The sequence below is a fragment of the Limnobaculum zhutongyuii genome, from assembly GCF_004295645.1.
In the GTDB taxonomy this organism is placed as follows: Bacteria; Pseudomonadota; Gammaproteobacteria; order Enterobacterales; family Enterobacteriaceae; genus Limnobaculum; species Limnobaculum zhutongyuii.
In genome coordinates, this window is sequence record NZ_CP034752.1 from 3,491,845 (window position 1) to 3,504,331 (window position 12,487).

Below are 12,487 nucleotides of genomic sequence, written 5' to 3' on the forward strand. Positions count from 1 at the left end.
ATGATAATAATTATGCGAGTAATGCAGTAATTTACGTCATCGACAGGGTAAAAAACTACCTGATTTGCGCCCTTTATTGGATTGCAACATAGGTTTTACATTGCACACTCTCTCCGAAGGCTCTACTATCGTTACATAAGTAACTTTTCTGAACAGATAAAAAAATACTGACAATGCTAAATTTAAGAACAATCTCTATCGCTTTACTCGCATCACTGAGTATGACGTCTTTTATCGTTGCGGCTGATACCAGATATATCTCTGATAATCTGAATACCTATCTGCGTGGCGGTCCATCAGATAACTATCGCCTTACCGGTACGATTAATGCTGGCGAGAAGGTTGAGCTGCTTGCCGTTAACGATACGACCAAATACGGTCAGATTCAGGACAGCAAAGGCCGTACCGCCTGGATCCCACTGGATCAACTAAGCACTGCGCCAAGCCTGAGTGAAAGAGTGCCGGCACTTGAACAACAGGTCAAAGATTTGACCGATAAATTAGCTAATATTGATAATAGCTGGAACCAACGCACTGCTGATATGCAGGAAAAAGTGGCCAAAAGCGATGGCATTATCAATGGCTTAAAGCAGGAAAATCAGCAGTTAAAAGATGAATTAGCCGATGCCCGTAAAAAGGTAAGTGACATTAGCCTGCAAATGGATGATAAGCAACGTACTATTATCCAACAATGGTTTATGTATGGCGGTGGAGTCGCCGGTGTTGGTCTGATTTTAGGTCTGTTACTGCCTTATCTGATCCCTCGCCGCAAAAAAGATCGCTGGATGAACTAATCCGTAGCGGATGCTTTTGTTAAGCAATATCTCAACGCTGGCGCTGTTTGGCCGGCGTTTTATTTATATATCATTTTAAATCGATGAAGTTTCTGGAGAAGACGTGAAAACCTATCTTGTTGGCGGAGCCGTCCGCGACCAACTACTGGGCTTACCCGTACATGAGCGTGATTGGGTGGTGGTTGGTGCCACACCTGAGCAAATGCTGACGTTAGGTTATCAGCAGGTAGGAAAGGATTTCCCGGTATTTCTTCATCCCAAAACGCATGATGAGCACGCATTAGCCCGTACCGAGCGTAAATCAGGCTCCGGCTACACCGGTTTTACCTGCTATGCCGCTCCTGATGTCACTCTGGAACAGGATTTACTACGTCGCGACCTCACTATCAATGCCATTGCGCAGGATGATGACGGTACCCTTATCGACCCTTATCACGGTCAACGAGATCTCGAGCAGCGTGTTCTACGCCATGTCTCTGTGGCTTTCCGTGAAGACCCTTTACGGGTGCTGAGAATCGCCCGTTTTGCTGCACGCTACGCCAATCTTGGCTTTACCATCGCACCAGAAACCTGGCAACTGATGAAAGAGATGGTTAACAGCGGTGAAATCGCGCATCTGACGGCAGAACGCGTCTGGAAAGAGACAGAAAAAGCCCTGTCAACTCGTAGCCCTCAGGTATTTTTTGACGTGCTGCGGGAGTGTGGTGCTTTAGCCGTTCTGTTTCCTGAAATTAATAATCTGTTTGGTGTCCCAGCCCCTGAGAAATGGCATCCGGAAATCGATACAGGTGTACACGTTTTAATGGTGCTGGAGATGGCGGCAACGCTGAGTGATGAGATCGATGTCCGTTTCTCTGCGTTACTGCATGATGTGGGTAAAGGTGTTACACCAGAAGCACTCTGGCCTCACCATCATGGTCATGGTTTAGCCGGCATAAAATTAGTGGAAGAAATCTGTCAGCGTTACAAAATTCCTAACGCTACCCGCGAACTGGCTTGTCTGGTTTCTGAGTTCCACGATCGGATCCATACTGTATATCAGCTGCGACCGGACAGCATATTAAGTATGTTGAACGCTATCGACGTCTGGCGTAAACCACATCGGCTGGAACAGATGCTATTGGTCAGCGAAGCTGATTATCGAGGTCGGGCTGGCTGGCAGCAAAAAGCGTATCCACAGGCAGATTATCTCAGACAGGCTTTTGACGTCGTTAATGGCGTATCGGTTAAAGAGATTATCGAACAAGGGTTCACCGGTGCAGATATTAAAGATCAGCTGAATAAACGCCGTTTAGAAGCGCTCACTAAATGGAAAGAGAGCCAGCCGCAAAGTTAATTACTCTGCCAATCTAATGACTCTGATTAGTAACAATCGATACTTCTGACCACAAACAAAGCAGATAAATTGGCCTCAATGAATATTCCGGTCGTAACATCTAAAGTGCTTATATTGACTTTGTGCTCGACCGGGAGACCCGGCCCGACAATTGGCTCTTTTAAAGCACAGAACTGAACAAATCAAACTTTGTTACTAATCTTAGGCACTGATTATTATCCAACCAGTGCCTTTTTTATTCATCACGCTCCCGATCCTAAAATCAGAAAAACACCAGATAAATAACGCCAGCCACAAAGAAACGATAAATAGCGAATGGAATAAAAGAGAAACGCTTAATTACGCTCAGGAAGGTTTTAATCGCCAGTAACGCCACAATAAAAGCAGTAATAAAACCGACGGCAAACATGGGTAAATCATCCCAAACCAACAGGCCAATGCTTTTGTACATCACCAATATCGTCGCGCCAAGCATCATCGGTACGGCCAGAATAAAAGAGAACTCTGATGCCGCATAACGGCTAACGCCAATCAACATTCCACCGGAGATAGTCGCCCCTGAACGGGAGAAACCCGGCCACAGAGCCAGACACTGGAAACAGCCGATAATGAAAGCCTGACGATATGTCATATCATCCAGCCCTTCCGCGCGCGGAACTTTAGGTTTTAGCATTTCAGCAGCAATCAACAATAAGCCACCGGCAATCAGGGCATACATGACGGTTTTAGCGCCAAATAAATATTGTTTAATATCATCATGCAGCGCAAAACCCGCTATCACCGCCGGTAACATACCTAAAATAATATGTGCCAGCGTCAGGCGCCCCTTGCCACTCCCTTCATGAGGAACCTCACCAAAATGGATACCAATCAGACCAAACAAGCGACGCCAAAACACCACCACTACCGCAAGAATTGACCCTAATTGAATAACCACTTCAAATGTAGATGCGGTATCGCCAGAAAAACCCAACAGCTCACCGACAATAATCATATGGCCCGTTGAAGAAACCGGCAAAAACTCGGTTAACCCCTCAACAACACCGAGAATAAATGCCACGACCAACGAGTGAAAACCATCCATCAATAGATCCCTTGCAAAATAGATAAAGAAAATATTTGTGCCTGATTACCAGACAATAATTTTAATAACCCGCGCAGCTCAGACAGAAATCAACCCATTTAGTTTCATTCTATCGGACTTATTCTTTCAGGCTAAACGTGAACCACGTTCAATAATCACACCAACCTGCTTTGCCGCTGCTACGGCTCCCGGTTTACTCACTTTGATCCTAATCCATGGAATGGAAAAACGCTGCATTAATAATTCCGCAACTTCTTCTGCCACCCGTTCGACTAAGGCGAAACGCTCGTTTTCGACCTTTTCAATCACGGCTTCACTCACATCGGCATAGCTCAGACAGTCACAAACGTTGTCGCTGGCTGCTGCTTTGCGATTATCCCAGCCCATTTCGATATCGAAAATTAGCTTCTGTTTAATCGTCTGCTCCCAGTCATAAACCCCGATGGTTGTAATGACGCTGAGCTGTTCTATAAATACGATATCCATAACATCACTCTCAGTTTTTCAATTAAGGCATACCACTTCGGGCAGAATATGCGTATTATCCACGTTAGCAGAGAGTAAAACGACAATTATTAGATGGAATCGAGTTTATGAGTGCTATCGCGCTTGGCATGATCATTATCGCCTATCTATGTGGATCAATATCCAGCGCAGTGTTGGTTTGTCGTATCGCCAAACTGCCCGACCCACGAGAGCATGGTTCCGGTAATCCCGGTGCAACCAACGTGCTGCGTATTGGCGGGAAAGCAGCTGCGGCTGCCGTATTAATTTTCGATGTGCTAAAAGGAATGATCCCTGTCTGGGTGGCCTACAAGCTAAATCTTTCCCCGCTTTATCTTGGTTTAACCGCCATTGCAGCCTGTCTGGGACATATCTATCCGATCTTCTTTCACTTTCGCGGCGGCAAAGGTGTGGCAACGGCATTTGGTGCCATTGCTCCGATAGGCTGGGATCTCACCGGATTAATGACCGGTACCTGGCTGTTAACCGTGCTGCTCAGTGGTTATTCTTCTCTGGGTGCCATTATCAGTGCACTCATAGCACCATTTTATACCTGGTGGTTTAAACCGCAGTTCACCTTTCCGGTAGCGATGCTTTCCTGTCTGGTTTTGATTCGTCATCATGACAATATTCAACGATTATGGCGCGGTCAGGAAGGGAAAATATGGGATAGGTTTAAAAAGAAGAAGACTGAAGAAACCACAGATAGCGATAAACCAGAGTAAGTTTACGCTTTAATCAAACTTTTCGGCCGCTCATGGTATTTAAGCAAATACATATTTACGGCCGGATAATTATTTAATCATTCAAACTCAATCATGCTCAGCTTACTGGTGGCAACTGATCCAGCGGCCAGCGCGGACGAACCGAAACCTCCAGCCCTGTCGCTTCACCGGCTTTCAATCGAACCATTCCTGCATAAGCAATCATGGCACCATTATCGGTACAGAACTCCGGACGAGCATAAAATACTTCGCCTTTGCGTTGTTTCATAATGTCAGCCATTTTGCTGCGTAGAGTGCGGTTAGCGCTTACTCCGCCAGCCATCACCAGTCGGTTAAATCCGGTTTCATCCAATGCCCGACGACATTTTATTGCCAGCGTATCCACGACCGCATCTTCAAATGCTCTGGCGATATCCGCTTTGGTTTGCTCATCATCACCGGACTGACGAATGGTATTCGCCGCAAATGTTTTAAGACCGGAGAAACTAAAATCAAGGCCCGGACGATCGGTCATTGGACGAGGGAAAGTAAAGCGCCCGGCAACACCCTGCTGTGCCATTTTAGATAGCATAGGCCCACCGGGATAATCCAGCCCCAGCAGTTTAGCCGTTTTATCAAATGCCTCACCGGCGGCATCATCAATAGACTCACCCAACAGCTCATATTGACCAATGCCCGTAACGCTAATTAACTGAGTGTGACCACCAGAAACCAGCAGCGCAACAAAGGGAAACTCCGGTGGATTATCTTCCAGCATCGGCGCTAACAGATGACCTTCCATATGATGAACCGCCACTGCCGGCACATTCCACGCCAGAGCCAGAGAACGCCCTACGGTTGCGCCAACCAGCAGCGCACCTACCAGACCCGGTCCGGCGGTATAAGCGATACCGTCAATATCAGCGGCAGTTAGATTTGCCTGTTTAAGTGCTGCCTGAATCAGAGGAACCGTTTTACGCACATGATCGCGAGACGCCAGCTCAGGTACTACACCACCATAATCCGCATGCAGTTTCACCTGACTGTAAAGTTGATCCGCTAATAAACCCTGCCGATCGTCATAAATCGCCACACCGGTTTCATCGCATGACGTTTCAATACCTAATATACGCATAACCTGCCAAACAGCCTCTGAATTCATTACTCGTGCTTCTGCCACAACGGTGCAGACACACAATTTGTGTTGCGTTAAATAATAACACAGTCGATAAGCTGAAAATAAAGAATCACGCACTTCAATAAAAATGCTACTGAATATCACTAATTAGCGGCAGTCACTAACATATTTCGATAAACTAGACGCAAAGTCGCTTGCAGCACCCCGGAAACTCTGGGTATGCTTCGCCTTTCTTTTGTCCATCCAATGAACACCAAACAACTTGATTGAGATAGAAATGACTAAAGCTCAAAGTGTTAAACGTGGAATCCATTCCCTGGCATTGTTGAGTGCACTGGTACTTGCCGGCTGTAGCTCAACCGATCCTAATTTGAATCTTCCTTCGCCAGCAAAAACGGCAGGATCACCAGAGCAGGAAATCAAACAGGCTTATAAAACAAGCGCTCAAAATGGCCCTGAAGTATTGATTTCTGCCGCAGACAATAACGGTAGCTACAATAATATGCGCCGTGCTCTGGCACGCTCAAGTCTGCCAGGAAAAGACAGCATTCAGTTGTCTGAGTGGGTAAATTTCTTCCCTTATGATTATCCACAGCCACAAGGGCGTATTCCTTTTGCGGCTAACGGTGAAATCGCGGTTACACCATGGAACCCCAATACCCGCTTGCTACGTGTAGCAATTAAGGCCGGTGATACTCAAGCCAGTGCTGAACGTCGTGCGGCAAATCTGGTGGTATTAGTGGGCGGAGAAGGTGCTGACCTGTCGCTTATCAAGACCAGCCTGACTCATCTGGTTAATCAATTAACCCCGCAGGATACGCTGACTCTGCTGAGTGCCTCCGGTGATAAAGGCGTTCTGCTGGAACCCACTACCGGCGATAAAAAAGACAAAATGCTGTCCGCAATTTCCAGCTTAAGCAGTGGAAAAACCCTTCAGGACAGCTCACGTCTGACAGAAGCTTATACGCTGGCGAAAGATCACTACATTGCTGATGGTATCAACCGCGTCATTCTGGTGGGTAACAGCACCTATAATGCAGGCTTCAGCACCGTACAGGATGCCAGTGACTTCTTCGCTAACCATCCAGCAGCACAAATTTCGCTAACCACCTTAGGCTTTACCGCCAGTCAGTTTAGCCCATCGCCACTGGCTGAAGTGGCTTACGTTGGTCACGGTGTTCATCAGTACATCGACAACGTACGCGATAGCGACAAAGTTTGGGATGAGCAATTAAGCGCAACGCAAACTCCGGTAGCAAAAGAGTTCTCCATGAAAGTCGAGTTTAACCCAACATATATCAAGGCTTACCGCCTGTTGGGCTATCAGGCTCCATCAGAAGAGAACAGCAATGCGGTAAATAGTGGTGTTGTAGTCACCGGTCAAACCATGACTGCGCTATATGAAATTATTCCTGCGGGCAGCTCAGAAGAGTGGAGCGCAGAGCAATATGGTTTCATTGGTACGCCATCCGCTAACAGTTATCTGCGTCAAACCAAAGAGATTGCTATGATGCATCTGCGTTATAAAACGCCAAATGCACAAAGTACCCCTCAGCGTATTGAGTTACCGGTTCCTGAATCACAAATGAACAATACACTGGATAACAGCAGCAAAGATTTCCGCTTCGCCACTGCGGTCGCTGCATTTGCTCAGCAGTTAAAAGATAACGGTGCATCAACTGGCGCATTCACGCTGGATGATACCCTGAAGCTGGCAAATGAAGGGCGCGGTACCGATAAATACGATCTGCGCTCAGAGTTTATTCAGTTGGTTGGAAATGCCCAAAACGAGCTACCAAAAAGCTCACCGGTGAAAGGCCAGGGCAAATAAGCATTAAAGCAGTAAAAATTTGATGGCTGAAAGTCCTGATTATGGGTAGATAAAAATAACCGGGACTTTCAGCGCACTAACGTGATGGTAGCTGTTTATACAATGATGACGGGCTGTTTTCTGCCGACTACCGATGAATGAATCGGTAACAGGACTTTACAAGCAGCACCTATTCGCAGTAGAATTCCGCACCATTTTGAATATGGCTGGCAACAGCGCCAGCAGCAAAACCGATTTCTATTGAGGTGAAAGGCACATGCCGGTAATTAAAGTACGTGAAAACGAGCCATTTGACGTAGCATTACGTCGTTTCAAGCGTTCATGCGAAAAAGCAGGTATCCTTGCTGAAGTTCGTAGCCGTGAATTCTACGAAAAACCAACTACTGAACGTAAACGCGCTAAAGCTTCTGCTGTGAAACGTCACGCGAAGAAATTAGCTCGTGAAAACGCACGCCGCACCCGCCTGTATTAATACCTTCGGTTAACGCCGAGCGCGCGATTAATGCGCAGGTTGGTCGTGTAGCTAAAGCTAGTAATAGCTAACTGCATATAAGTATGCCGTGCTTTCCGAAAGGAATGCGCGGCTTATTCTCATTTATGGATTTACGAATTGAGGCTTAATGGCAGGACGAATCCCACGCGTATTTATCAATGACTTGCTGGCCCGTACGGACATCGTCGATCTTATAGATGCTCGTGTGAAGCTTAAAAAGCAAGGCAAGAATTATCACGCCTGTTGTCCGTTCCATAATGAGAAAACACCCTCTTTCACCGTTAACGGTGAAAAACAGTTTTATCACTGCTTCGGTTGCGGAGCTCATGGTAATGCTATTGATTTCTTAATGAACTTTGACCGTCTGGAGTTCGTTGAAAGCGTTGAAGAACTGGCAACCATGCACAGTCTGGAAATTCCTTACGAATCCGGAACCGGCAGCAGCCAGCTAGAAAGGCACCAAAGACAAAGTCTGTATCAACTGATGGAGCCGTTAGCTAAGTTCTATCAGGAATCCTTAAACCAACCTCAGTCTCAGGATGCGCGAAACTATCTGGCGCAACGAGGTTTAAGTGACGACATTATTCAGCGCTTTGCCATTGGCTTTGCGCCTTCCGGATGGGATAACGTTCTGAAACGTTTTGGTCGTTCACCGGAGAACCGCGAATCACTTAATGACGCGGGTATGCTGGTGACCAATGACAATGGACGTACCTATGACCGCTTCCGCGAGCGGGTCATGTTCCCTATCCGCGATAAGCGTGGTCGGGTTATTGCCTTTGGTGGGAGAATTTTGGGTAGCGGAACGCCTAAATATCTTAACTCACCGGAAACAGAAATTTTCCATAAAGGCCGCCAGCTATATGGCCTGTATGAAGCGCAGCTTAATCGTAATCAGCTCGATAAGCTGCTGATCGTTGAAGGCTATATGGATGTGGTAGCGCTGGCGCAGTTTGGCATTGATTATGCCGTCGCTTCGCTGGGTACCTCCACCACGGCAGAGCATATTCAGTTAATGTTCCGCTCTACGGATAACGTTATTTGCTGTTATGACGGCGATAATGCCGGTCGTGAGGCTGCATGGCGTGCGTTAGAAACCGCCCTGCCTTATCTGACCGATGGACGTCAGTTACGCTTTATGTTTTTACCAGACGGCGAAGATCCGGATACGCTGGTAAGAAAAGAGGGAAAAGAGGCTTTTCAGCAACGTTTAGAACAAGCCCAACCTCTTTCGATGTTTTTATTTGATACACTTATGCCGCAGGTCGACCTGAGCTCACCGGATGGGCGTGCTAAACTTAGTACATTAGCGTTACCGCTTATCAGCAAGGTGCCCGGCGAAACATTGCGGTTGTATCTACGCCAGCAGCTCGGTCAAAAACTGGGCATTCTGGATGACAGTCAGTTAGATAAGCTGATGCCGAAACAAATTGAAACTGAACAAAGCTATCAGGCACCCCAGCTAAAACGCACAACTATGCGTATACTGATAGGTCTGTTGATTCAGCGCCCTTATCTGGCAACACTGGTTCCGTCAGTACAGGGGTTAGAACAGACCAATCTGGCGGGAGTACCGCTGTTTATTGAACTGGTTAAAACCTGTCTGGCTCAGCCGGGGTTAACTACCGGACAACTTTTAGAGCTGTATCGCGGAAATAATTACAGTCAACAACTTGAAACTTTAGCAACATGGAACCACATGATTGTAGAGGACATGGTTGAAGAAACATTTCTTGATACGTTAGCGAAACTGTATGACTCAGTATTAGAGCAACGTCAGGAAGAATTGATTGCCCGTGACAGAACCCACGGTTTGAACGCAGAAGAGCGCAAAGAATTATGGTCTTTGAATATGGCTCTGGCAAAAAAAGATTAGTTTGACAGATTTAACAGAATTAACGGCTTAAGTGCCGCTCATTGCAGGTAAGAAATCCTGCGCATAGCTGTTTATAAAGGCGACAGCTGATAAACATAGCCCGACTACCTTATGATTACCGGCTTAGCCGATAAAATTTAATACTCTGAAGTGTGGATACCGTCTTATGGAGCAAAACCCGCAGTCACAGCTTAAACTTCTTGTTACCCTAGGCAAGGAGCAAGGCTACCTGACCTACGCTCAGGTCAATGACCATCTGCCTGAAGATATCATCGATTCAGATCAAATCGAAGATATCATCCAGATGATCAATGATATGGGTATTCAGGTAATGGAAATAGCACCTGATGCCGATGATCTAATGCTCGCAGAAAACACCGCAGACACCGATGAAGATGCAGCAGAAGCCGCAGCACAAGTGCTCTCCAGCGTTGAATCCGAAATCGGTCGTACAACAGATCCGGTGCGCATGTATATGCGTGAAATGGGTACCGTTGAACTGTTAACCCGCGAAGGCGAGATCGACATTGCAAAACGCATAGAAGAAGGTATCAATCAGGTTCAGTGTTCTGTTGCTGAGTACCCTGAAGCGATCACCTATCTGCTGGAACAATACGACCGCGTTGAAACTGGCGAAACCCGACTGTCTGACATTATCACCGCATTCATCGATCCTAATGCGGATGACACCATTGGTCCTGCGGCAACACATGTAGGCTCCGAATTGTCCAGCGAAGAGCAGGATGATGACGACGATGATGATGACGACGATGATGATTCCGATGCAGATGAAGATATCGGTATCGATCCTGAACTTGCCCGCGAGAAGTTTAACGACCTGCGCCTGCAATATGAAGCAACGCGCAAAGCCATTAAAGAGTTTGGCCGCAGCAACGCACAGGCAATTGAAGAGATCGTAAAACTGTCTGAAGTCTTCAAACAGTTCCGTCTGGTACCAAAACAGTTTGATTATCTGGTCAATAACATGCGCCAGATGATGGACCGCGTCCGTACTCAGGAACGTTTGATCCTTAAACTGTGCGTTGAACAAAGTAAAATGCCGAAGAAAAACTTCGTCACTCTGTTCGCCAGCAATGAAACCTCAATGGACTGGTTTAACAGCGCTTTGGCGATGGGTAAACCATGGTCTGAAAAACTGAAAGATGTCAGCGAAGAAGTCGAGCGTTGCATCCAGAAGTTACAGTTAATTGAAGATGAAACCGGCTTAACCATCGAGCAGGTTAAAGATATCAACCGTCGGATGTCTATCGGTGAAGCAAAAGCCCGCCGTGCGAAGAAAGAGATGGTTGAAGCTAACTTACGTCTGGTTATCTCTATCGCTAAAAAGTATACCAACCGTGGCTTGCAGTTCCTGGATCTGATTCAGGAAGGTAATATCGGTCTGATGAAAGCGGTAGATAAGTTTGAATATCGTCGTGGTTATAAGTTCTCAACTTACGCCACCTGGTGGATCCGTCAGGCGATCACCCGTTCAATTGCCGATCAGGCGCGCACCATCCGTATTCCGGTGCATATGATTGAAACGATTAACAAGCTTAACCGTATCTCTCGCCAGATGCTGCAAGAAATGGGTCGTGAGCCACTGCCGGAAGAACTGGCAGAGCGTATGCTGATGCCAGAAGACAAGATCCGTAAAGTGCTGAAGATCGCCAAAGAGCCAATCTCAATGGAAACGCCAATCGGCGACGATGAAGATTCGCATTTAGGTGATTTTATCGAGGATACCACCCTCGAGCTGCCGCTGGATTCTGCTACTTCTGAAAGCCTGCGTTCAGCAACCCACGACGTGCTTGCTGGTCTGACCGCTCGTGAAGCGAAAGTACTGCGCATGCGTTTTGGTATCGATATGAATACTGACCATACGTTAGAAGAAGTGGGTAAACAGTTCGACGTTACCCGTGAACGTATTCGTCAGATTGAAGCGAAAGCATTACGTAAATTACGTCACCCAAGCCGCTCAGAAGTACTGCGCAGCTTCCTGGATGATTAATCTTTGCGTTAATGAATAGTAAACAAGAAAACCCCAGTCCTCTGGGGTTTTCTTGTTTTCAGGCTGAGTCTTTATTTTAAAGGGAGGGATTTATGCAACAGGGACATTATTCACTTCAGGCGCTACAGGATGCGGTGAAGTCAGGCTCTCGATTTAAGTATCTCTATTTTTGGGGGCATCAACCTTCAGCTAATGGCGTTATTACGGCATCCTGTTTTAGCCAGTGGTGGCCCTCCCCTTTTGTGGTTGATGGCGTCACTTATGCAACCGCAGAGCACTGGATGATGGCAAGTAAAGCTCAGTTATTTGGCGATGAGCAGATTATCCCGCAGATTTTAAGCGCCAGAACGCCCGCACAGGCCAAAAGTCTGGGCAGACAGGTAAAGGGCTTCGATCAACAGATATGGCAATCACGCTGCTTTGAGCTGGTTTGTGAGGGCAACTTGCATAAATTCAGTCAGCACCCAAATCTGGGTGAGTTTCTGCTGAATACCAAACAGCGGGTTCTGGTTGAAGCCAGCCCGGTAGATAAGATTTGGGGTATTGGCCTGGCGCAGGATGACCCACGTGCGGCAAATCCTTTATTGTGGGATGGGCAGAATTTGTTGGGGTTTGCGTTGATGGAAGTACGGGAGAATCTATCCAACCATCAATAGTGACAGACCTATCATTGTTGGTGCTAAAAAACAGAGTGTGTTTAATAAATAGCGGGTTTC

At 46.8% G+C, this 12,487-nt stretch carries 11 protein-coding genes; 8 read left to right on the forward strand and 3 right to left on the reverse strand.

Annotated elements, in window-relative coordinates; translation table 11 throughout:
• The first annotated feature begins 173 nt into the window (after window positions 1-173).
• Together EKN56_RS15525 and EKN56_RS15530 are read left to right on the forward strand one after the other, a co-directional pair.
• A complete protein-coding gene (locus EKN56_RS15525; RefSeq protein WP_130592622.1) occupies window positions 174-794 on the forward strand; it encodes a TIGR04211 family SH3 domain-containing protein in 621 nt (206 codons plus the stop codon).
• 103 nt (window positions 795-897) lie between these two features.
• Window positions 898-2,130 carry a multifunctional CCA addition/repair protein gene (locus EKN56_RS15530; RefSeq protein ID WP_130592623.1) on the forward strand — a complete coding sequence of 411 codons (1,233 nt, stop codon included), beginning with the start codon at window positions 898-900 and terminating at the stop codon, window positions 2,128-2,130.
• Between the two features lie 262 nt (window positions 2,131-2,392).
• Here EKN56_RS15530 and bacA read toward each other — a convergent pair whose 3' ends face one another.
• Window positions 2,393-3,214, reverse strand: a complete 822-nt coding sequence (gene bacA, locus EKN56_RS15535; protein WP_130592624.1) for an undecaprenyl-diphosphate phosphatase — start codon at window positions 3,212-3,214, stop codon at window positions 2,393-2,395.
• Between the two features lie 126 nt (window positions 3,215-3,340).
• Window positions 3,341-3,700, reverse strand: a complete 360-nt coding sequence (gene folB / locus EKN56_RS15540; RefSeq protein WP_130592625.1) for a bifunctional dihydroneopterin aldolase/7,8-dihydroneopterin epimerase — start codon at window positions 3,698-3,700, stop codon at window positions 3,341-3,343.
• A 107-nt stretch (window positions 3,701-3,807) separates the two neighbouring features.
• Between folB and plsY the strand changes: the two genes are divergently transcribed.
• Window positions 3,808-4,443, forward strand: coding sequence for a glycerol-3-phosphate 1-O-acyltransferase PlsY (gene plsY, locus EKN56_RS15545; RefSeq protein ID WP_130592626.1), 636 nt, complete (start codon window positions 3,808-3,810; stop codon window positions 4,441-4,443).
• A gap of 97 nt (window positions 4,444-4,540) precedes the next feature.
• Here plsY and tsaD read toward each other — a convergent pair whose 3' ends face one another.
• On the reverse strand, window positions 4,541-5,557 hold the full coding sequence (gene tsaD / locus EKN56_RS15550) for a tRNA (adenosine(37)-N6)-threonylcarbamoyltransferase complex transferase subunit TsaD (protein ID WP_130593734.1): 1,017 nt from the start codon (window positions 5,555-5,557) through the stop codon (window positions 4,541-4,543).
• Window positions 5,558-5,837: 280 nt separating this feature from the next.
• On the opposite strand from tsaD, the gene EKN56_RS15555 reads away from it, so the two are divergent.
• The 5 genes from EKN56_RS15555 (at window position 5,838) to EKN56_RS15575 (ending at window position 12,427) form a co-directional block, all read left to right on the forward strand.
• Window positions 5,838-7,391, forward strand: coding sequence for a vWA domain-containing protein (locus EKN56_RS15555; RefSeq protein ID WP_130592627.1), 1,554 nt, complete (start codon window positions 5,838-5,840; stop codon window positions 7,389-7,391).
• Between the two features lie 256 nt (window positions 7,392-7,647).
• Window positions 7,648-7,863: a 30S ribosomal protein S21 gene (rpsU, locus tag EKN56_RS15560; protein ID WP_027275017.1), complete on the forward strand. Its 216-nt coding sequence runs from the start codon at window positions 7,648-7,650 to the stop codon at window positions 7,861-7,863.
• 148 nt (window positions 7,864-8,011) lie between these two features.
• Window positions 8,012-9,760 (forward strand): DNA primase, encoded by a 1,749-nt coding sequence (dnaG, locus tag EKN56_RS15565; protein ID WP_130592628.1) that lies wholly within the window; start codon window positions 8,012-8,014, stop codon window positions 9,758-9,760.
• Window positions 9,761-9,926: 166 nt separating this feature from the next.
• A complete protein-coding gene (gene rpoD / locus EKN56_RS15570; protein WP_130592629.1) occupies window positions 9,927-11,771 on the forward strand; it encodes an RNA polymerase sigma factor RpoD in 1,845 nt (614 codons plus the stop codon).
• A gap of 92 nt (window positions 11,772-11,863) precedes the next feature.
• On the forward strand, window positions 11,864-12,427 hold the full coding sequence (locus tag EKN56_RS15575; RefSeq protein WP_130592630.1) for an NADAR family protein: 564 nt from the start codon (window positions 11,864-11,866) through the stop codon (window positions 12,425-12,427).
• Window positions 12,428-12,487: the final 60 nt, after the last annotated feature.